The sequence below is a fragment of the Mycobacterium avium subsp. avium genome, from assembly GCF_009741445.1.
In the GTDB taxonomy this organism is placed as follows: Bacteria; Actinomycetota; Actinomycetes; order Mycobacteriales; family Mycobacteriaceae; genus Mycobacterium; species Mycobacterium avium.
In genome coordinates this window covers 3,650,714-3,671,462 of sequence record NZ_CP046507.1, presented here as the reverse complement: position 1 = coordinate 3,671,462, position 20,749 = coordinate 3,650,714, and the positions used below count along the sequence as shown (strand labels likewise).

Below are 20,749 nucleotides of genomic sequence, written 5' to 3'. Positions count from 1 at the left end.
CTTCAGTCGAGGAACAGGTCCGGAATCGGTTGCTCGCCGCCGCCGTAGACAGACAGGTCGTCGCCCCCGGCAGAGTGCAACACCTCCGCGTCGATGTAGCAGTCGCCGGTGGCTTCCCGCGCGGGGCGGGAAACGATCTCGACGGCCGCGTCGGCCATGATCTCCGGGCTGCGCGACGACTCGGCCAGCTTGTCGCCGTCGGCCATGTTGGCCACCGCGGCCGTCGCGATATAGGTCTGCGGCCAAAGGCAATTCACGCCGATGCCGTCGTCGGCGAACTCGGCCGCCCAACCCAGCGACAGCAGCGTCATCCCATACTTGGACAGCGTGTAGGCCGGGTGGGCGCCCAGCCAGCGCGGGTTCATGTTGATCGGCGGCGAAATGGTGAGCACATGCGGGTTGGCGGCCCGGCGCAGGTGCGGCAGGCACGCCTTGGTGAGCAGGAAGGTGCCGCGGATGTTCACCTCCTGCATCAGGTCGAACTTCTTGGCCGACAGCTCCGCCGTCGGCTCCACCGCGATGGCGCTGGCGTTGTTCACGCACACGTCGACGCCGCCGAACCGCTGCACCGTGGCCTCGACCGCGCGCCGCACGTCCTCTTCGCGGCGCACGTCCCCGATCACCGCGAGCGCCTTCCCGCCGGCGGCCTCCACGTCGGCGGCGGCGGTGTGCACCGTCCCGGGCAGGCGTGGGTGCGGGGTGTCGGTCTTGGCCAGCAGCACCACGTTGGCGCCCCGCCGGGCGGCGGCGATACCGATGGCGAGGCCGATGCCGCGGCTGCCGCCGGAGATCACCACCGTGCGGTCGGTGAGCGAGTTGTCAGCCATCTGTCTCCTTTGACCTGGTCAAGCCACCCGCTTGACCAGGTCAAACGAGTGGTATTGGCATTCTCTTTTTTTGCAAGTACGTTATTCATCGATGGATAATACGGCCCACACTCCGTCTGGCATTCCGCTGCAGCCCGTCTACGGGCCGGCGGACCGAAGCGCTGAGCCCCCGCAACCGGGCGAGTTCCCCTTCACCAGGGGTAACTTCGCCTCCGGCTATCGCGGCAAGCTCTGGACCTTCCGCCAATATTCGGGATTCGGCACCGCCGAGGAGTCCAACCGCCGCTACCGCTACCTGCTCGAGCAGGGCGGGACCGGGCTGTCGGTGGCGCTGGACCTGCCGACCCAGTGCGGCTACGACTCCGACGATCCCGAGTTCGGCGAGGAGGTCGGCCGGGTCGGCGTCGCGGTGGACACCCTGGCCGACTTCGAGATCCTGTTCGACGGCATTCCGCTGGACAAGCTCAGCACCAGCATGACGATCAACGGAACGGCGGCGATCCTGCTGGCGTTCTACGTCGCCGCGGCGGAAAAGAAGGGCATACCGCGGGCCAATCTCACCGGCACCATCCAGAACGACATCCTCAAGGAGTACGCCTCGCGCGGGACGTGGATCTGGCCGCCGGAGCCGTCGCTGCGGCTGATCGCCGACACCATCGAGTTCTGCGCGGCCGAGGTGCCCAAGTTCAACGCGATCTCGGTGGCCGGCGCGCATTTCCGCGATGCCGGCGCCAACGCGGTGCAGGAGATGGCGTTCACGCTGGCCGATGGTGTGACCTACTGCGACACGGTGGTGGAGCGGGGCCGGATAACGATCGACCAGTTCGCCCCGCAGATCTCGTTCTTCTTCTACACCCACGGGGATTTCTTCGAGGAGATCGCCAAATACCGTGCGGGACGGCGGCGTTGGGCGACGATCGTGCGGGAGCGGTACGGTGCGACGACGGCCAAGGCATCGATGTTCCGGTTCGGCTGCGTCTGCGGCGGCGCCTCCCTGTATGCGCCGCAGGCCCACAACAACATCGTCCGGGTGGCCTACGAGGCGATGGCCGCGGTGCTCGGCGGCGTGCAGTCGATGTTCACCGCCGCTTGGGACGAGCCGTTCGCGCTGCCCACCGAGGAAACCACCACCCTGGCGCTGCGCACCCAGCAGATCCTGGCCTACGAAACCGGGGTGGCCAGTGTCGCCGACCCGCTGGGCGGCTCCTACTTCGTCGAGGCGCTCACCGACGAGACCGAGGCCCGCATCATCGAGATCATGGCCGACCTCGACCGCCATGGCGGCATGGTGTCCGCGATCGAGGACGGCTACCTGCAGGGGCTGATCGCCGACGAAGCGTTCCGGCTGCATCAAGACATCGAAGCCGGGACCCGTCCCGTCGTCGGCGTCAACCGGTTCGTGACCGAGGAGCCCGAACACGATGTGGTCACCTATGAGCTCGACGCCGAAGGGCGCGACCTGCAACTCAAACGGCTGTCGAAGGTGAAGGCCGAAAGGGATTCGGCCGCAGTGAAATCCAGTCTCGCGGCGCTGTCGCGTGCCGCCGAAGGAGACGACAACCTGATGCACAAGCTCATCGACTGCGCCAACGCGTACTGCACGGTCGGGGAGATGGTCTCCGCGCTCAAGGCGGTGTGGGGCGAATTCCAGCAACCGGTGGTGTTCTAGTGGCCGTCCGGATTCTGGTTGCCAAACCCGGGTTGGACGGACACGACCGGGGCGCCAAGATCGTGGCCCGCACCTTGCGGGACGCCGGATTCGAGGTCATCTACACCGGCATCCGGCAGCGCATCGAGGACATCGCCTCGATCGCCGTCCAGGAGGACGTGGCGGTGGTCGGCCTGAGCATCCTGTCCGGCGCCCACCTGGCGCTCACCGCGCGCACCGTCGAGGCGCTGCGCGCCTGCGACGCCGCGGACATCGCCGTCGTCGTCGGCGGAACCATCCCGCACGCCGACGTCCCCAAGCTGCTCGCGGCCGGTGCCGCGGCCGTATTCCCCACCGGCACGCCGCTGGACAAACTGGTGCGTGAGATCCGCGCACTGACCGGCACCGGGGAGCCGGACGACAAGGAAGCGATCACGGAGGAACAGTGCGCGTCGGAGTGATGATCGGCGCCGAGCGCGGCGACATGGCCCGCAAGGTGAACAAGCTGGTCTCCGACATCGAATGGGCCGAGTCGGCGGGACTGGACACGGCGTGGATGCCGCAGGTGCCCAACGACTTCGACTGCCTGACCATGGTGTCGCTGATGGCCGCGCACAGCTCCCGCATCGAGCTGGGCACCGCGGTGGTGCCGTTGCAGGCCCAGCATCCGATCGCCCTTGCCCGTCAAGCGCTTTCGACGCACGCGGTGGCCCGTGGCCGGCTGGCGCTGGGTGTCGGGCCGTCGCACCACTGGATCATCCGGGACATGCTCGGCCTGCCGTACCAGAAACCGGCCGCCTACACCCGCGACTACCTGCAGGTGCTCAACGCCGCCATCGCCGGGCCGGGACCGGTTGACGTCGAGAACGATTCGTTCACCGTCCACAATCCCATGGTGATCGGGGCCGACACCCCGATGCCGGTACTGGTGGCCGCATTGGGGCCGGTGATGCTGCAGATCGCCGGTGAACTCGCCGACGGCACCGTGCTGTGGATGGCCGACGAGCGCGCCATCGGCGAGCACATCGCGCCGAAGATCACCAAGGCCGCCGCCGACGCCGGCCGCCCCGCGCCGCGGATCGTCGCCGGCATCCCGGTATGCCTATGTGCGCCAAGCCAGGTCGACGAGGCCAAGGAGCGGGCCAACCGCATCCTGGGCGAGGCCGAGGTGTCGCCCAACTACCAGCGGCTGCTCGAACGCGGCGATGCCCGCGACGTCGGCGACCTGTGCGCGGCCGGCGAACCCGAACAGATTCTGGCCCGGATGCGACGCTTCGCCGACGCCGGCGTCACGGATCTGTCGGTGCGGCTGCTGCCCATCGGCGACAACCGCGACGAGCTGGTGGCCTCCAAGCGCCGGACCCGCGAGATGATCGCCTCACTTGCCGCGGAGTTGCGTTGAGCGGCAACAACACCGGGCCGTTGGCGGGGATCCGTATTCTCGAGGTCGGCACCATGCTGGCGGGCCCGTACTCCACCATGCTGCTCGCCGATCTCGGCGCCGAGGTCACCAAGATCGAACCCGCCGGCGGCGAGATCTCCCGCAGCGTCGGCGCCACCTACTTCGCCAGCCTCAACCGCAACAAGTCCAGCATCTGCCTGGACCTCAATTCCGATGCGGGACAACGTCGGCTGGGTGAGCTCTCCGCCGAATCCCACGCACTGCTGGTGAACCTGAAACCGTCCGCGATCCGCCGGCTCCGGCTCACCTACGACGACCTGCGGCGGCACAACGAGAAGATCGTCTGCGTCGCCATCACCGGTTTCGGGCTGTACGGCGGCGACGATCCGGCCTTCGACTACGTGGTTCAGGCGGGCGTGGGCACCGCCGCGCTGACCGGCGACCCGGATGGCCCGCCGACGCTGCCCGGCTATTCGTCGGCCGACAACTCCACCGGGATGTGCGCGGCACTGGGGTTGCTGGCCAAGATCATCTCGGGCACCGGCGGCCAGGTGGACGTGTCGCTGCGCGACGTCATGCTGTCGCAGCTGAACTACCACGCGTCGGCGTACCTCAACAGCGGCGTCGAGCCGCAGCGCCGCCCACACGGGGCGCACTCCTATTACGTTCCGGCGCAGCTGTTTCCGACCGCCGAAGGGTATCTGGCGCTGTTCATCACCCACGACGGCTTCTGGAAGTCGTTCGCGGCGGAGGCGGGTATCGGGGGGTTTGAAACCATGGCGGAGCGGGTGGCCCGCCGCGACGAGGTGCTCGCCGTCGTCACCGCGATGCTGTCCACCGACAGCGCCGCCGGGTGGGAACGGCGGCTGCGTCCGCTCGGGGTGCCGGCGGCGGCGGTCAGAACACTGCCCGAGGCGCTCGAGGCCACTCCGGAAGTCGTTGTGACCGCGGGGGAATTCCGTCTGGTCGGCAGCCCGATCCACGTGTCGGGATACCAGCCCGAGTACCGTCCGCCGCCCCAGCTGCCGCAGTCGTAGGGCATCACGCCGCCGAGCGTGAAACTAAGTGCACACTCGCGCGGCGGCCACGCGCCCGCGGCGGCTGCGCCCGCCTCGCCTACGTCTGCCCCGCCAGCTGCTTCTCGTGGTAGCGCCGCGCCCACTCGGCGCGCGACCGGATGGACACGTCGACGTCAAGAGCCTTGGCGCGCAATGCTTTGACGGTCGCTTGATCGCGGGGCGTGCGGGCGAACGGGTCCCAGCTGAAGAACCGGCAGGCATTCGCCCAGGTGATCTTGTTGATGTCGGCGTCATCGGCGCCGGCGGCGGTCAGTTCGGCCAGCACCTGCTCGGGCGCATCCGGCCAGAAGCAGTCCGAGTGCGGGTAGTCGCACTCCCAGGCGATGATGTCGATGCCGATCTCGTGGCGCAGCTTCAGCGACGTCTTGTCGGTCACGTAGCAGGCCAGCGAGTGCTCCCGGAACACCTCGCTGGGCAGTTGAGAGCCGAAGTCGCGGCGCAGCCATTTCTGGTTGCTGTAGTGCCGGTCGCTGCGGTCCAAGTAGAACGGAATCCAGCCGATACCGCCTTCGGAGAAGGCGAATTTCAGGTCGGGGTAGTTGCGCATGGCCGGACCCCACAGCAGGTCCTGGGCGCACATCGCCGAGACCTGGGTGGCCAGGATGATCATGTTGTCGATCGGCGCGTTGGGGGCCATGCTGATCGCCCCGAACCCGGTGCCGATGTGCAGGCACATCACCACGTTCTCTTCGGACAGGGTGCGAAACACCGGGCCCCAATAGTCCTCGTCGTGATAGCTCGGAAGTCCTTCCAAATGCGGCAATTCCGGCATGGTGACCGCCCGGCAGCCCTTGGCCGCCACCCGGCGGATCTCGGCGCACATCGCCTCGGGATTCCACGTCGGCAAGATGGCGATCGGGATGAACCGGTCGGGATAGGAACCCGCCCACTCGTCGATGTGCCAATCGTTGTAGGCCGACACCATCACCAGCGTCACCTCTTCGCGGTGCATGTTCAGGTGCCGGGCCGAGAAGCCGGTGAACGTCGGGAAACACATCGACGCCAGGATGCCGTTGCGGTTCATGTCCCGCACCCGCTCGTGGACGTCGTAGACGCCGGGCCGCATCTCGGCGAACCCGGCCGGGTCGCGGCCCCACTCCTCGGCCGGCCACGACACCACGGCGTTCAGTCCGCTGACGCCCTGCGGCCTGCCCTGGTACATCCACTGGTCGACGCCCTTGTCGTCGGTGACGACGATCGGCGCCTCGTCCCGGTATTTGGCGGGCACGTGGCGCAGGAACATGTCCGGCGGCTCGACGACGTGGTCGTCGATGCTCACCAGGATCAGGTCATCGGCCTTCATGGGCTAGCCTCCGCACTCGGTGGTCACTTCGAGCAGTCGTGGGATCGGCGCCGGATCCAGCTGCAGGGCATCCGACATGTGCAGCTGCCCGGCGCTGGCGATCATGTTGTCCAGAATCGCCTGCAGGTCGTCGCCCTCGATCTCGTAGATGGCGACGTAGGGGCCGTCGCCGTCCACCGGCCGCAGCCGGCGCGCGGAGACGAATCCGTCCAGGGCCACCAGCTCACCCAGGTGCACCTCGTCGTACCAGGTGTTGTATTCCTGTTCCCGCTCAGGCGAACTGGGTCGACTCTCCACGAGGATGATGCCCTTGGCCATTGCCGCCACCTCTCTGGCTACTCGTAGCGCACCGTGACCGAGTCCGTGTCCGGAACGCCCTGGCACGTCAGAATGTAGCCCTCGGCGACTTCGTCGGGTTCCAGCGCGTCGTTGGCCCGCATGGTCGCGTGGCCCTCTTCGAGCTTGGCCATACACGTGCCGCAGTTGCCGGCCTCGCAGCTGAACGGCGGTTCCAGCCCGGCCCGCCGCGCGGTCTCCAGCAGGGTCTCGCCGGGCACCATGGGCACCGAGACCTTCTTGCGGTCCAGATGAATCGTCACCGTTCCGGCGCTCGAGCCGTTGGTTGCCGGATCTGTCACCCGTGGGGTCTCCTCGATGATCCGGGTGACCGTCACTTTGACCGCCCCCTCCCGTACTTGCATTCTTCAGTATAGAGAATACTATTCTCACGGAGCGATAGCATCTTCTCAAGACTGTATGGATGTCGGGTCTGCCCGGCCTGTCAGGGAAGGACGGGACGTGACCGAGCCGGCAGCGCTCGTGTTCGAGGAACGGCGATTCAGCGTGCCCGAACTCGACGCATTGGCCGACGGCTGGGCCGCCGCGCTGGCCAAAGACGGTGTCACGGCCGGTCGACGGGTCGCGGTGATGACCTCCAACCGGCCCGAATTCCTGGCCGTGCTGCTCGCCATCTGGCGGTTGGCCGCCACGGCCGTGCTCATCAGCCCGGCGTGGAAGCGCGACGAGGTCGAGCATGCGCTCGCGTTGACCGATCCCGGGCACGCCGTCGGGGACCATCCGGTGCTGGCCGGCCTGATGCCGATGCTGCACCTGGACGAGCCGGTCCCGCCCGCGCAGCCGACGGCCGGTGCACCGCCGCGCGCCGGCGACGCGGTGCTGGTGTTCAGCTCCGGCACCACCGGCCTGCCGAAGGCCGTCCGGCACACCCACGCCTCGCTCGACGAGGCGGTGCGGCACTGGCGCGAGGCGCTGCGGCTGACACGCCGCGACCGAATCCAGGTGGCGACGCCGCCGTCGCACATCCTGGGCCTGCTGAATCTGCTGACCGCGCTCAAGACCGGCGCCTGCGTGCGGCTGCACCCCCGCTTCGACATCGACAAGGTGTTGCACCACATCGAAAGTGACCGCATCACAGTCGAAATGGCGGTGGCGCCGATCGCACTGGCCATCGCCTCCCATCCGGATCTCGAGTCCTATGACCTGTCCTCGCTGCGCTACATCGTGTGGGGGGCAACTCCCGTCAACGCTGAGGTCGCCCAGACGGTGACCCGGCGCACCGGGGTGGGTTGGCTGCCCGCCTACGGGACCACGGAATTGCCGGTGATCGCGTGTAATCCGATCGAGGACGCGCGGCTGGACACCGTCGGACGGCCGGTGCCCGGCGTCGAGGTGCGGGTCGTCTCGCTCGCGAGCGGCGAGCCGGCCGGAGCGGGCGAGGTCGGTGAGATACAGGCCCGGTCGGCGTCGCTGATGGCCGGCTATCTGCCGGGCGAGGCGACGGGCGAGGCGATCCGCGACGGGTGGTACCGGACCGGAGACGCCGGCTGGCTGGACACCGGCGGGTGGCTGCGCATCACCGACCGTCTCAAGGAGATGATCAAGGTGCGCGGCTTCCAGGTGGCGCCGGCCGAGATCGAGGCGGTGCTGCAGGGGCATCCCGCCGTCGCGGACTGCGCGGTGTTCGGCGTGCCCGACGGGCTCAACGGCGAAGCCGTCGTCGCCGCGGTCGCGGTGTCCGCACCGGTGGACGTGACCGAGTTGACCGCCCTGGTGCGCCAAAAGCTGGCGTCCTACAAACATCTGAGCCGAGTGGTGGTCGTGCCCGAAATCCCCCGCCTGCCTTCGGGCAAGGTGCTGCGCCGAGTGCTGAAGGAGCGCCATGGATGTACGTCTGACAGCTGAACAACAGCAATTGCGTGATGCCGCCGCCAAGCTGGCCGACGACCTCGGCCCGGCAACGGTGCAGGATCTCGACGACCAGGGCCGAATCAGCCGGCTGGACAAGCAGATCGAGATGTCCGGCTGGCGGTCGTTGCGCTCCGACGGCGCCTCGGGTGTCGAAGTGGCCATCGTGGCCGAGGAATTCGGCCGCCGGCTGGTCGACACGCCGTTTCTGGGTCCGGCGCTCGCCGACGACCTGCTCCGCCACGTCGGCGCCGACGCGGCGGCGACGACGGTGGCCGTCGACGATCGGGCGGTCGATGCCCGGGGCGCTCGGCGCGCCGTCTCGCTGTCGGGTGGCGCGGTCCTGGCCGTCGATGTGCAGCCCGCGCCGGACAACGTCGACCTGACCCGGGCCGACGCGACGACGGTGGGCGCTCCGGAGACACTGGGGGAGGTGGGTTCCGACGTGGCCGGGCAGTGGCGGGCGCTGGCGCTGGTCACCACGACGGCCGACCTGGTCGGCGTCGCCCGGGGCGCGCACGCGCTGGCCTGCGACTACGCGAAAATCCGTGAGCAGTACGGTAATCCGATCGGGTCGTATCAAGCCATCGCGCACCTGCTGGCGGAAAGCCTTGCGCTGATCGAGGGTTCGATCAGCGTGGCCCGGCACGCCGCGTGGGCGGTGGACGCGCTGGCACCCGCCGAGGCCATCCGGGCGGCCCAGATCGCCAAGGTCTACTGTGCGCGTGCCGCCCGAACGGTCTGTGAGACGGCGATTCAGGTGCACGGCGGTATCGGCAACACCTGGGAGTGCGCGGCGCACGTCTACCTGCGCCGGGCCCTGACCTCGACCGAGCTGTGGCCGGTCGCGTTGAAGGAGATCGATCTTGGACTTTCGTGATTCACCCGACGAGGCCGCCTTCCGGGAGCGGCTGCGCTCTTGGCTTTCGGTGCACGCCAAGGAGTTTGCCAGTTCCGGTGACGACTACTGGGCCCGGCAGGCCGAGTGGCACCAGGCCCTGTACCGCGAGGGCTTCTTCGGGTTGTCGTGGCCCCGCGAGTACGGCGGCCAGGAGCTGGCGCCGGTGTACGACGTCATCGTGGACGAGGAACTGGCCCGGGCCGGGGCGCCGCCGCGGCCCAGCGTGGGCTATCTGATCTACGGCATCGGCCGGCACGCCAGCGACGAACTGCGCCGGCGCTTCCTGCCCGGCATCATCAATGGCACCGAGCGCTGGTGTCAGGGCTTCAGCGAGCCGGGCGCCGGTTCGGACCTGGCGTCGCTGACCACCACCGCCCGGCTGGAGGGCGACACCTACGTCGTCGACGGGCACAAGATCTGGACCAGTTACTCCGATGTCGCCGACTGGTGTCTGCTGCTGGCCCGCACCGATCCGCAGGCCAAGCGTCACCGCGGCCTGTCGGCGTTCATCCTCGAGATGAAACAGCCTGGCGTACAACAGCGTCCGCTCCGCATGATCAACGGGGTGACCAACGAATTCGGTCAGGTGTTCTTCGACGGCGCCAAGGTTCCCGCGGACCGGATGGTCGGTGCCCCCGGGGACGGGTGGGCGGTGGCCATGACGGTGGTCGGACACGAACGCGAGCCCTCCACGCTGGGGTATGCGGCCCGCTACGGCAAGATCGTCCGCAGCCTGTACGCGCGCACCGACGGCCCGGTGTGCGAGGAATTAGCTTGGGCGGCAGTGCAATCGGAGATGCTCACGCATCACGTCCGGCGACGGCTGTCCGAGCAGCTGGACGGCGTGTCGCACGGGCCCGAGGGATCGCTTGACAAGCTGCTGATGACCTGGGTCGAACAATCCGTCGGCCATGCCGCGCTGGCCGTCGCGGGCACCCGGGACCCCGATCTGCTCAGCGCCTACCTGTACAGCCGGGCGCAAAGCGTCATGGGCGGGACATCACAAATACAGAAGAACATCATCGCTTCACGGATCTTGGGATTGTAGGAGTGATCGCGAGCGCGGGCGAAGCCCGGGTGAAGCGGGTCACGACCATTAAACAAGGAGTGATCGCGAGCGTGGGCGAAGCCCGGGTGAAGCGGGTCACGACCATTAAACAAGGAGTGATCGCGAGCGTGGGCGAAGCCCGGGTGAAGCGGGTCACGACCATGAAACAAGGAGTGATCGCGAGCGCGGGCGGAGCCCGGGTGAAGCGGGTCACGACCATCTAAAGGAGTCTGACGTGTACGACATGCCTACCGAAATCGATGTCCGGGCCGACGGTGCGCTGCGCATCATCACGCTGAACCGGCCGGACTCGCTCAACTCGGTCAACGACGACCTGCACGTGGGGCTGGCGCGGCTGTGGCAGCGGTTGACCGATGACCCCACCGCGCGTGCCGCCGTGATCACCGGTGCCGGCCGGGCTTTTTCGGCGGGCGGCGATTTCGGGTATCTCAAGGAGCTGTCCGCCGACGCCGACCTGCGTGCCAAGACCATCCGGGACGGGCGCGAGATCGTGCTCGGCATGGCGCGCTGCCGGATTCCGGTGGTGGCGGCCGTCAATGGCCCCGCGGTAGGGCTGGGCTGCAGCCTGGTGGCGCTGAGCGACATCGTCTACATCGCCGAGAACGCCTACCTGGCCGACCCGCATGTGCAGGTGGGTCTGGTGGCCGCCGACGGTGGGCCGTTGACCTGGCCGCTGCACATCAGCCTGTTGCTGGCCAAGGAGTACGCGCTGACCGGCACCCGGATCAGCGCGCAGCGCGCCGTCGAGCTCGGGTTGGCCAATCACGTGGCCGACGATCCCGTCGCCGAGGCAATCGCCTGCGCCAAAAAGATTTTGGAGCTGCCGCAGCAGGCGGTGGAAAGCACCAAGCGGGTGCTCAACATCCATCTGGAGCGGGCCGTGCTGGCCAGTCTGGACTATGCGTTGTCGGCCGAGAGCCAGTCGTTCGTCACCGAGGATTTCCGGTCGATCGTCACCAAACTGGCGGACAAGAACTGAGTCGATCAGTCGTGCAGCCGTAGGAAGTCACGCATCACCGCGTCGAACTTCTCCGGTTCCTCGATGAACGGCATGTGGGCGCTGGACTCGAACAGCTCGAAGCGCGAGCCCGGTATGCGCCGGTGCATCTCCCACATGTGCTCCGGCACGCATTCGTCGTAGCGGCCCGCGAGTACCAGTGTGGGCACGGCGATTTCGCCCAGCCGGTCGAAGACGTCCCAGTCCCGCACCGTGCCGACGATGTGAAAGTCGCTGGCGCCGAACATCGTCTCGAACACCTCGGCGCTCATTTTGCGGAAGGCGTCCTCGAGGTCGCGCGGCCAGGGCCGCACCCGGCACAGGTAGGTTTCATTCCAGGTGCGTATCGCGGCCTGGTATTCGGGGTCATGCGTGGTGCCGGCGGCCTCGTGACGGTCGATGGCCGCCTGTGTGGCGGGGTCCAGCTCAGACTTCAAGCGCGCCACCATCTTCGCGAACTGCGGGATGGAGGCAATGCTGTTCGAGATGGTGAGGCTGGCGGCGCCGGCCGGAGCCGCGTCGAGAACGTACTGCTGGGCCAGCATGCCGCCCCAGGAATTTCCGAACAGATGGAAGCGGTCCAGCCGCAGGGCGCGCACCACGGCATCCACCTCGGCCACCGAGCGTTCCATGGTCCAAAGGCCGGGGTTCGGTGGGCATTTGGAGTTGCCGCAGCCGAGCTGATCCCAGAAGATGACCTCGCGGTCGGTGGCCAACCGCCGCAGCGACCGCAGGTAGTCGTGCGGTAGACCCGGCCCGCCGTGGATGACGAGCAGCGGAAGCCCGGCGCCGCCGCCGGTGCGCTGGAACCACACCTGGCCACCCGGGACCGCGACCATTCCCTCAGTCATCCACCCACCATCCCAAATCGGACCGATTCCCGCAGCTCCCGGGGGAGTGCGGTTCTGGCAAGATCGCCCCTGAGCGCGGCCCGCGCGGCCGGACCGAGATGGGAGGCACGACCATGACCAGCGTCGCGAACCAGATTCCCCCGCAAGACTTCTCGGGGATCGTCGGACACCGCTTCATCTACACCTACGCCAACGGTTGGCGGTACGAAATGTATGTCAAGAACGCCACCACCATCGACTACCGCATCCACTCGGGGCATGTCGGCGGGCGCTGGGTCAAAGGCCAGGAGGTCAACCTCGTCCAGCTCGACGACGACAGTTTCAAGATCTCGTGGACCGAGCCCACCGGCACCTGCGTCGCGGTCAACGTCCTGCCGTCGAAACGCCGCATTCACGGCGTCATCTTCTTCCCGCAGTGGATTCGCCAGCACGGCGAGCGCACGGTCTGCTTCCAGAACGAACACCTCGACGAGATGCGGGCCTACCGCGACCGCGGCCCGACCTACCCGATCTACGAAGTCCCGGAGTTCGCCTACATCACCCTGTTCGAATACGTCGGCACCGACGACGAGACCGTCATCGACACCGCTCCCGGCGACCTCCCGCGGGGATGGTCCGACCGCACCAACTGACCCGCCGGCCGCCACCCCGCGCTGGTTGCAACTGACGCTCTCCTGCTGCGAGAATAATATTCTCGTGAGGTGCGGATGGCGCACGGGCGCTGCACCTGCTGGTTGAACTGGAGAAGACTGTGGCTGAAGCCGTCATCGTGTCCGCGCTGCGCACACCCATCGGAACCGCCCGCAAGGGCACCCTGCGAGACACCAGCGCATTCGATCTGGCCCACCACGTCGTCAGCGAAGCGGTGAAGGATATCGACCCGACCCAGGTCGACGACGTGATCCTGGGCGAGGGCCTCTACGGCGGCGGCGTGCTGGCCCGCCACGCGGCCATCACAGCGGGGCTGACCCAGGTGCCCGGCCTGGCCAACAACCGGCACTGCGCGGCGGGTCAGGCGGCCGTACAGAGCGCCGCGGCCAGCGTGCGCGCCGGAATGGATCAACTGGTCATCGCCGGCGGCGTCAACTCGGCTTCCACGTCGCCGCGATCGCGGATGCAGGTCGACGGCGAGTGGGTCGACTGGTTCCCGCCGACCCACCCGGACCGGCCCGACGCCCCGAACATGGACATGTCGATCACCGTCGGCTGGAACGCTGCCGTCAAAGCCGGGGTGAGCCGCGAGGAGATGGACGCCTGGGCGCTGCGGTCGCACCGCAACGCCATCGCCGCCATCGACGAGGGCCGCTTCAAAGAGGAGATCGTGCCCATCGACACCCCGCACGGGCTGTTCTCGGTCGACGAACACCCGCGCCGCGACACCAGCATGGAGAAGTTGGCCGCGCTCAAGCCGTTACATCCGGAAATCGAGGGCTTCTCCATCACCGCCGGCAACGCCTGCGGCGCCAACGACGGTGCCGCGGTGCTGACGATCGCCAGCGACCGGCTCGGGCTGCGGCCGTTGGCCACCATCCGGTCCTGGGCGTCGGTCGGGGTCGACCCGGCGATCACCGGCCTGGCGCCGGTGGAGGCGATACCGAAAGCCCTTGGACGCGCTGGGCTTTCGATCTCCGATGTGGACCTCTTCGAGATCAACGAGGCCTTCGCGGCGATGTGTGTGGCCACGGTCAAGCTGCTTGAACTCGACCCCGACAAGGTCAACGTCAGCGGCAGCGGCTGCTCGCTGGGGCATCCCGTGGCGGCGACCGGGGCACGGATGCTGGTCACCCTGGTGCACGAATTGCGCCGCCGCGGCGGCGGTATCGGCGTCGCGGCGATGTGCGCGGGCGGGGGCATGGGTTCGGCGACGGTGATCGAGGTCGCGGGCGAATAATGCGCACATGACCATCGGAGAGCTGATCGACCGAGCGCGCAACGGATCTCCCCGGGCGGCCGGTCGGCTGCTCAGCCTCGTGGAGGGCGAGCAGCGCGACGAGGTCTTGACGGCGATCGGTCCCGCGCCCCGCGACACGGGCCCGGTGATCGGCATCACCGGACCGCCGGGTGCGGGGAAGTCGACGACGGTGGCCGCCCTGGTCGGCGCCTACCGCCGACGCGGATGCCGGGTGGCGGTGCTGGCGGTGGACCCGTCGTCGCCGTTCAGCGGGGGCGCGCTGCTGGGCGACCGGATCCGAATGGCCGCGCATATCAACGACTCCGACGTGCTGATCCGCTCCGTGGCGACCCGCGGGCATCTCGGCGGCCTGGCCGCCGCGGTTCCGGCGGCCATCCGGCTGTTGGCGGCGATCGGCTACGACGTCGTCCTGCTCGAGACGGTCGGGGTGGGCCAGTCCGAGATCGAGATCGCCGCCGTGGCCGACCCGACCGTCGTCATCCTCAATCCCGGTGCCGGCGACGCGGTCCAGGCCGCCAAGGCGGGGGTGTTGGAGGTCGCCGACATCGTGGCCGTCAACAAGGCGGACCGCGACGGCGCCGAGCAGACGGTCCGGGATCTTCGTGCCGAAACCAGCGCCCCCATCGTGTCGTTGATCGCCGCCCGGGGCGAGGGCATCGAGGACCTGATGGCGGCCATCGAGGACCATCGCCGCACCGACAGCCGCGCCCGTCGACTGGCGCGCGCCCGGGCCCAGATCCTGTCGCTGGCGCAGACCCGGCTGCGCACCCAGCCGGCCCTCGACCGGCTCGCCGAGGCCGTCGTCGACGGCACCCAGGATCCCTACACCGCCGCCGACCGGCTGCTCTCGCCGTCGAGGACCGAGACGGACTGACCGCCAGCGGTGTCCCCCAATCGGGGGAACCGGCATTCATCACGTTTGCGGACCGATCGGCGGAGGCGCGCCGCGGGCCATCCCCCTACCTTGAGGACCAAGCAAATCGCTTGCGACTCAGGAGGTCCGGCACATGACAGCACCCGAACACGACGACCGGCTGGAGCCCTACCGCCGGATGTGGGTCTTGCGGCTGCTCGACATGGCGCTGGACGAATCAGCCGTCGGCGCCGCGGTCGACGACGACGCGCCGGTGGACTTCGGGCAGGAGGCGGTCGCTGTCGGGGCCGTCGCCGCACTTCGACCGGGAGACCTGGTCAACGCGACCACCCCGCGATTCCGGCACGCCCAGCAGATCGGCCTGGGCCTGCCGCTGGGCCCGGCGATCGCGGAATTGCTCGGAACCACGCGCGGAGGCGCCGGCGGATCGCGGAAAAGCGGTGCGGCTGACTGGAAGCAGGCGCTGGCCAACGAAAGCGCGTTGGGGCAATCGACCCTGTTTGCGCTCGGCGACGCCAACGCTCAGCGGATGGCCGGTGACGGCAGGGTCACGCTGTGTGCCATCGCGGGTAGTGACACGCACTCCGTCGAGTTCGCCACGGCCGCAAAGATCGCCGCGTCGTGGCGGTTGCCGGTGGTGTTCGTCGTGCAGAATGTCCGCGGCGGGCCGGATGCCCGGCGGTGCGCCTACCGGTCCGAGACGATGCCCATGGCGTTGGTCGACGGCAGAGACGTTGTGGCCGTGGGTGATTCGGTGGGCCAAGCGGTACGGCACGCCAGCGCCGGCGACGGGCCAAGCCTGGTCGAGGCCATCACCTACCGGACGAACCACCCCGTCGCCATCGACCCGCTGGTCCTGGCGCGACGGCAGCTGATGGCCGACGGGGTCGACCCCGACCGGCTCGTGGAGGTCGAACGCGGAGCCCGGCATCTGGTGGCCGAGGCGATGGCGTGCGCGAAAGCGCTGGTGCGAGCGCGGCGGTCCGATGCGGTGAGCGCACCCGACCGCTGGTCGGCTGCTAGCTGAGCAGACCTTGGCGCATTGCCTCGGCGACGGCGGCCGCGCGGTCGCTGACCCCCAGCTTCTCGTAGAGGCGTTGCACGTGGGTCTTGACCGTCGACGGCGCCACGTAGAGCTCGCCCGCGATCGCGGGGATGCTTTGACCGCGCGCGATCCGGTGGAGCACCTCGCGCTCGCGCGCGCTCAGCACCGGCCCCGTCGGTTCCGCGCGCTGGCGGATCTCGGCGGCAAGACCGCCGACGAGCGCGGGTGCCACGACGTCGCGGCCCTGCGCGCAGTCGAGCACGGCCTTGACGATCTCGCTGCGCGTCGAGTCCTTCAACACGAACCCGGCCGCACCCTGCTGCAGCGCCTGGTAGACGATCGCCGATTCGTCGTGCGCCGAGATCAGCAACACCCGGGTCGCCAGCCCGTCGGCGCGCACCGCCGCGGCCACCTGGGCGCCGTCCATGCCGGGCATCCGGTAGTCGAGCAGCGCGACGTCGGGCTGGTGCGACTTGATCAATTCCAGTGCCGCAGAACCGTCTTCCGCCTCACCGACGACGTTCACCGCGCCGCTCGACACCAGCGCGCGCACCACACCTTCGCGAAACAGCGGGTGGTCGTCGGCGACGACCACCCGCACCGTCTCGCGGGTAGCCGGGTCAGCCATGGCCGACAGTGTAGCTCTTTGCCGAACAACGGCGTTCGCCACGATTGGGCGCCCCGATGAGTCGTCTTCTCGTTTGCTTGGGGTCGACCGGCGCGGATGAGTACGGTGATCGGGTGGCGGTAGCTGGGGACGCAGAGCTGGAGCGGGTACGGGCGGTTCACCAAATGCGCTCGTACCGAATCGGCTCGGTGCTGCGGGTCGGCGTGGTGGGCCTGATGGTCGCGGCGATGATCATCGGCACCGCCCGATCCGAGTGGCCGCAGGAAAGCGTGTTGATCCTGCTGTACGGAATCATCGCCCTCGGTGCTGTGGCGCTCGCGTTCGCGTCGTTTCGCCGCTGGATCAGGATCGGCAGATTGGCCGGGGTCGGCCGGCTGGAGCCGTTCGCGTTCACGGTCGTCGACATCATGGCGTTGACCATCTTTCAGCTGCTGTCCACCAACGGGATCTATCCGCTGCTCATCATGGCCATGCTGCCGGTCCTGTTGGGACTCGACGTCTCCTCCCGCCGGGCGGCCGTGGTGCTGATCTTCTCCATGCTCGGGTTCGCGATTGCCGTGCTGCAAGATCCGGTGATGTCGAGCTCGGTGCGTTTGCCGGAGGCGGGTTTTCGGTTCCTGCTCTACGGCTTTCTCTGTTGTGCGGCATTTTTGGTGGTGCGCATCGAGGAGCGCCATACCCGCTCGGTGGCCGGGCTCAGCGCGTTGCGGGAGGAATTGCTCGCCCAGACCATGAACGCGTCGGATGTGTCCCAGCGCAGGATCTCGGAGTTCATTCACGACGGGCCGCTGCAAGACATCCTGGCGGTGCGCCAAGAGCTCGTCGAGCTGGATGCGGCCGTGCCCGATGACGAACGTATCGGCCGGGCGCTGGCCGGTCTGCAGCTGGCCTCGGAGCGGTTGCGGCAGGCGACGTTCGAGCTGCATCCCGCGGTGCTCGAACAGGTCGGGCTGGGTGCTGCCGTGCAGCAGCTGGCCGAATTCACCGCGCAGCGGTCCGGGATCGAAATCTCCACCGACATCGACTATTCGGGGCGCAGCGCCATCGACGCGGTGGTGTTCGGCGTGGTGCGCGAGCTGCTGTCCAACGTCGTGCAGCATTCGCGGGCCCGCACCGCGGCGATCATGCTCGGCCGCACCGACGGGACGTGCGTCCTGCACGTCGTCGACGACGGCGTGGGCTTCAACCAGGAGACGGTGGCGCGCCGCTTGGGCGAGGGGCACATCGGGCTGGCCTCGCATCGCGCCCGGGTGGAGGCCGCCGGGGGAGAGCTGGTATTCCTGGATGTTCCGGTGGGCACACACGTGTGCGTCGAGGTACCGCTGAGAAACTAACCGCGCCGATCGCTGCTGCGGGTCACATTGGTCACGTGCGCACCAATTTGGCTGGCATGAAGTGAGTTTGGATTGCGCTAGCACCGGCGCTATCGGTTGCCGCTCACCGCACCGCGATTCCCCGTCGAGCGTGGGGCCTATGGTCGTCCAGCCGGCAGTTTCGGGACGTAAGGCCCACGCTCGGCGCGCAGCGGGGGCGCGAAACCGGGCCCACTCGCTCGGCGCGAAGCGGGGGCGCGAAGCGCCCAAGCCGCCGCTATTGCAAGTCGACCGATTTGCCGGTGGCCGCGGCGTGGCCGGCGCGGTACCCGAAAACCATTGCCGGGCCAAGTGTTCCGCCGGCGCCGCCGTACGCGCGTCCGGTCACCCCGCCCATCGCGTTGCCCGCGGCGAAGAGGCCCGGGATCGGCTCACCGCCCACATGCAGCACGCGCGCGTCGCGATCGGTGCGCGGGCCGCCCTTGGTGCCCATCGCGCCGATGCTCACCGGCACCGCGTAATACGGGGCGGTGTCGATCGGCCCGAGCGTCTTGCCCGCCTGAGTGGCCGCGCCGTCGTCGCCCCAGTAGCCGTCGTAGGCACTGGAGCCGCGGCCGAAGTCGGGGTCGACGCCGGCCGCCACATACCGGTTCCAGTTCTCGACGGTGCGGGTCAATCCGTCGGCGTCGATACCGGTCTTGGCGGCCAGCTCGGCGAGATCTGCCGACTCGCAGAACCAGTCCGGAACCGGTTGTCCCGGTTCGACACCCAGGAATCCGTAGCGCTGCAGGTGAACCGAGTCGAACACCATCCACCCGCGGTCGTTGACGTATCCGCCGCGCGGATCCAGGTAGTGGAACGCGCCGGCCATCGAGTTGTAGTCGCACGCCTCGTTGACGAAGCGGCGGCCCGCCGCGTTGACGATGATGCTGCGCGGCCGCGTCCTTTCCAGCCGCACACTGCGGCTGCGCGGCTTGCCGTCGATGGTGTCGCCCGGGATCTGGACGATGGGCACCCACCACGCTTCGCCCATGTTGGCCAGATCCGCGCCGTGCGCCATCGCCATCCGCAGCCCGTCCCCGGTGTTGTTGGGTGGCGAGACCGCGCCATGCATGGGGCCGCGCAGAAACGCCTGCACCAGAACGGGATCCCACTCGAAACCGCCCGTGCCCAGGATGACTCCGCGCCGCGCGCGAACGCCGATGCGGCCCTCGGCCGAGGCGATGCGCACCCCGGTGATCTCCCCGTCCTCGGCGACGAGCTCTTCGGCCCGCGCGTTCACCCGCGGCGTCACCCCGAGGTCCAGCAGGCCCTTGAGCAGGCCGGCGATCAGCGCGGTGCCGGCCACGCACAGGTGACCTGTTCGTTCGTCGATCGCGGTGTGCAGCCGCGCCCGGGTCTCGGCGTCGAACCCGACGTTGGACCAGTCGGCAGGGAAAGACGTTATCCGCGTTGCCCATTCGCCCAGTCGGGCAAGGTCGAAGGGCACCGCGCTCAGCGATCGGCCACCCCTGGGGCGACCTCCCGGCAGCTCGGGCCGGTAGTCGGGGAAGCCGGTCGCGATCTCGAAGTGAAGGCCGCTGTGCGCCTCGATGAAGTCGAGCATCGCCGGGCCGGTGCGCACGAACGTCTCGACCAACTCGTCGTCCATCGAACCGAGGGACTGCGCGCGCAGATACTTCAACGCGTCGGCGGCCGTCAATTCCCCGTCGGGACAACGGTTGTGGGCCGGTATCCACACGATGCCGCCGGACACGGCGGTGGTGCCGCCGACGGTCGGTGCCTTCTCGTAAACCTGCACCGAGGCGCCCGCCACGGCCGCGGTCAGCGCGGCGGTGAGACCGGCGCCGCCACTGCCGAGCACGACGACGTCGACTTCGTGGTCCCATGACATGGACTGCAATCCCTTCAGCTCAACAGCTTTGATAACTGCTCCGCGGCCCGCATGACCGCATCCTTGCCGCGCATCACGACGTCTTCGCGGTGCGAGATGAGGTTGATACAGGTGGGTGGAGACGGCGCCGGGCGGCGCACACCGACGGCCAGGCCGTAGGTGTTCGGTTCGATCTCGCCGTACGTCGTCACCCAACCACGCTCGCGTGCCCGCGACACCAGCTCACGTTCCCCCGGCCGCGGCGGCATGCACGCGAGCAGGGCGATGCCGGCGGCGCCGCGGTCGAGCGGGTACCGGCTGCCTTCGTGAAAGGACAGCTGGTAGGCGACGTGGCTGGGGACGATCACCGCGATCGCCACCTGCTGGTCGCCCTCGGCAACGAGCAGGGACACCGTGGTGCCCAGCTCGTCGGCCAGCGCGCGCAGCGTCGGCAGGCACAGCTGCCGCACGTTGCGGTCGAAGGACGCGCCGAGCACGGCCAGACCGGCCGCGGGGCGGTAGCGGCCGTCCTCGCCCTTGGCCACCAGCCGGAACTCCGCCAACGTCGTCAGCAACCGGTAGGCGATCGTGCGATGCACGCCGACCTGATCGGCAAGCTGCTGCACCGTGAGTCCGGCGGGGGCATCCGCCACCATCTGCAGCGCGGTCAGACCCCTGGCCAGGGTCTGCGAACCGGTCCCAGAATCCGTCACAGCCTTGACAGACCTTCCCGTGAGAGCGAAGCTCTATATATAGCGCACGTCACTGTGCGATATTAGCACACACGTAGGTCGAAAACGAGAACGAGATTTCCCCGATCTG

Annotated in this window: 22 protein-coding genes; 14 read left to right on the top strand and 8 right to left on the bottom strand. The window is 68.5% G+C overall.

Annotated features, from left to right (window positions below):
• Positions 1-2: 2 nt before the first annotated feature.
• Positions 3-827, bottom strand: a complete 825-nt coding sequence (locus tag MAA44156_RS17015) for an SDR family oxidoreductase (protein WP_009974978.1) — start codon at positions 825-827, stop codon at positions 3-5.
• 91 nt (positions 828-918) lie between these two features.
• On the opposite strand from MAA44156_RS17015, the gene MAA44156_RS17010 reads away from it, so the two are divergent.
• Genes MAA44156_RS17010 through MAA44156_RS16995 form a run of 4 tightly spaced genes read left to right on the top strand, consistent with a single transcriptional unit; the run spans position 919 to position 4,914 of the window.
• Entirely contained in the window at positions 919-2,496 is a 1,578-nt protein-coding gene (locus MAA44156_RS17010; protein ID WP_009974979.1) for a methylmalonyl-CoA mutase family protein, read from the top strand.
• Entirely contained in the window at positions 2,496-2,936 is a 441-nt protein-coding gene (locus MAA44156_RS17005) for a cobalamin B12-binding domain-containing protein (RefSeq protein WP_009974980.1), read from the top strand. The genes MAA44156_RS17010 and MAA44156_RS17005 overlap by 1 nt, the downstream gene beginning before the upstream one ends.
• A complete protein-coding gene (locus MAA44156_RS17000; protein ID WP_009974981.1) occupies positions 2,921-3,877 on the top strand; it encodes an LLM class F420-dependent oxidoreductase in 957 nt (318 codons plus the stop codon). The genes MAA44156_RS17005 and MAA44156_RS17000 overlap by 16 nt, the downstream gene beginning before the upstream one ends.
• A complete protein-coding gene (locus MAA44156_RS16995) occupies positions 3,874-4,914 on the top strand; it encodes a CaiB/BaiF CoA transferase family protein (protein ID WP_009974982.1) in 1,041 nt (346 codons plus the stop codon). Before MAA44156_RS17000 ends, MAA44156_RS16995 begins: the two co-directional genes overlap by 4 nt.
• 79 nt (positions 4,915-4,993) lie before the next feature.
• On the opposite strand, the gene MAA44156_RS16990 is transcribed toward MAA44156_RS16995, so the two are convergent.
• Genes MAA44156_RS16990 through MAA44156_RS16980 form a run of 3 tightly spaced genes read right to left on the bottom strand, consistent with a single transcriptional unit; the run spans position 4,994 to position 6,933 of the window.
• A complete protein-coding gene (locus MAA44156_RS16990) occupies positions 4,994-6,259 on the bottom strand; it encodes an amidohydrolase family protein (RefSeq protein ID WP_009974983.1) in 1,266 nt (421 codons plus the stop codon).
• Between the two features lie 3 nt (positions 6,260-6,262).
• Positions 6,263-6,577 carry a DUF4286 family protein gene (locus MAA44156_RS16985; protein ID WP_003877227.1) on the bottom strand — a complete coding sequence of 105 codons (315 nt, stop codon included), beginning with the start codon at positions 6,575-6,577 and terminating at the stop codon, positions 6,263-6,265.
• A gap of 17 nt (positions 6,578-6,594) precedes the next feature.
• On the bottom strand, positions 6,595-6,933 hold the full coding sequence (locus MAA44156_RS16980) for a 2Fe-2S iron-sulfur cluster-binding protein (RefSeq protein ID WP_003877228.1): 339 nt from the start codon (positions 6,931-6,933) through the stop codon (positions 6,595-6,597).
• A gap of 124 nt (positions 6,934-7,057) precedes the next feature.
• Between MAA44156_RS16980 and MAA44156_RS16975 the strand changes: the two genes are divergently transcribed.
• From MAA44156_RS16975 to MAA44156_RS16955, 5 genes are read left to right on the top strand one after another with little or no spacing between them, the layout of a single operon-like run.
• Positions 7,058-8,461, top strand: coding sequence for a class I adenylate-forming enzyme family protein (locus MAA44156_RS16975; RefSeq protein WP_009974984.1), 1,404 nt, complete (start codon positions 7,058-7,060; stop codon positions 8,459-8,461).
• Positions 8,439-9,344, top strand: a complete 906-nt coding sequence (locus tag MAA44156_RS16970; protein ID WP_029248378.1) for an acyl-CoA dehydrogenase family protein — start codon at positions 8,439-8,441, stop codon at positions 9,342-9,344. Before MAA44156_RS16975 ends, MAA44156_RS16970 begins: the two co-directional genes overlap by 23 nt.
• Positions 9,331-10,413 (top strand): acyl-CoA dehydrogenase family protein, encoded by a 1,083-nt coding sequence (locus MAA44156_RS16965; RefSeq protein WP_009974986.1) that lies wholly within the window; start codon positions 9,331-9,333, stop codon positions 10,411-10,413. Before MAA44156_RS16970 ends, MAA44156_RS16965 begins: the two co-directional genes overlap by 14 nt.
• 2 nt (positions 10,414-10,415) lie before the next feature.
• Complete coding sequence (locus MAA44156_RS16960) at positions 10,416-10,637, top strand: hypothetical protein (protein WP_009974987.1); 222 nt, start codon at positions 10,416-10,418, stop codon at positions 10,635-10,637.
• A gap of 11 nt (positions 10,638-10,648) precedes the next feature.
• A complete protein-coding gene (locus MAA44156_RS16955) occupies positions 10,649-11,413 on the top strand; it encodes an enoyl-CoA hydratase/isomerase family protein (RefSeq protein WP_003873055.1) in 765 nt (254 codons plus the stop codon).
• Between the two features lie 5 nt (positions 11,414-11,418).
• Here the strand turns inward: MAA44156_RS16955 and MAA44156_RS16950 are convergent, their stop codons facing one another.
• Complete coding sequence (locus tag MAA44156_RS16950) at positions 11,419-12,270, bottom strand: proline iminopeptidase-family hydrolase (RefSeq protein ID WP_009974988.1); 852 nt, start codon at positions 12,268-12,270, stop codon at positions 11,419-11,421.
• Positions 12,271-12,395: 125 nt separating this feature from the next.
• On the opposite strand from MAA44156_RS16950, the gene MAA44156_RS16945 reads away from it, so the two are divergent.
• From MAA44156_RS16945 to MAA44156_RS16930, 4 genes are all read left to right on the top strand, one after another.
• Entirely contained in the window at positions 12,396-12,914 is a 519-nt protein-coding gene (locus MAA44156_RS16945) for a phenolic acid decarboxylase (protein WP_009974989.1), read from the top strand.
• Between the two features lie 119 nt (positions 12,915-13,033).
• Positions 13,034-14,173, top strand: coding sequence for a thiolase family protein (locus MAA44156_RS16940; RefSeq protein WP_003873052.1), 1,140 nt, complete (start codon positions 13,034-13,036; stop codon positions 14,171-14,173).
• A 7-nt stretch (positions 14,174-14,180) separates the two neighbouring features.
• Entirely contained in the window at positions 14,181-15,068 is an 888-nt protein-coding gene (gene meaB, locus MAA44156_RS16935) for a methylmalonyl Co-A mutase-associated GTPase MeaB (RefSeq protein WP_009974990.1), read from the top strand.
• Positions 15,069-15,201: 133 nt separating this feature from the next.
• The gene (locus MAA44156_RS16930) at positions 15,202-16,095 is read left to right on the top strand and encodes a thiamine pyrophosphate-dependent enzyme (protein ID WP_009974991.1); all 894 of its coding nucleotides are present in this window, start codon (positions 15,202-15,204) and stop codon (positions 16,093-16,095) included.
• Here the strand turns inward: MAA44156_RS16930 and MAA44156_RS16925 are convergent.
• Positions 16,088-16,741, bottom strand: a complete 654-nt coding sequence (locus MAA44156_RS16925; RefSeq protein WP_003873049.1) for a response regulator — start codon at positions 16,739-16,741, stop codon at positions 16,088-16,090. The two genes, MAA44156_RS16930 and MAA44156_RS16925, sit on opposite strands and share 8 nt — an antisense overlap.
• A gap of 113 nt (positions 16,742-16,854) precedes the next feature.
• Here MAA44156_RS16925 and MAA44156_RS16920 point away from each other — a divergent pair, with 113 nt between their 5' ends.
• Positions 16,855-18,075: a sensor histidine kinase gene (locus MAA44156_RS16920; RefSeq protein WP_029248379.1), complete on the top strand. Its 1,221-nt coding sequence runs from the start codon at positions 16,855-16,857 to the stop codon at positions 18,073-18,075.
• A 256-nt stretch (positions 18,076-18,331) separates the two neighbouring features.
• Here MAA44156_RS16920 and MAA44156_RS16915 read toward each other — a convergent pair whose 3' ends face one another.
• Positions 18,332-19,948 (bottom strand): FAD-dependent oxidoreductase, encoded by a 1,617-nt coding sequence (locus MAA44156_RS16915; protein WP_009974993.1) that lies wholly within the window; start codon positions 19,946-19,948, stop codon positions 18,332-18,334.
• Positions 19,949-19,962: 14 nt separating this feature from the next.
• Positions 19,963-20,640 carry an IclR family transcriptional regulator gene (locus tag MAA44156_RS16910; RefSeq protein WP_009974994.1) on the bottom strand — a complete coding sequence of 226 codons (678 nt, stop codon included), beginning with the start codon at positions 20,638-20,640 and terminating at the stop codon, positions 19,963-19,965.
• Positions 20,641-20,749 lie beyond the last annotated feature (109 nt).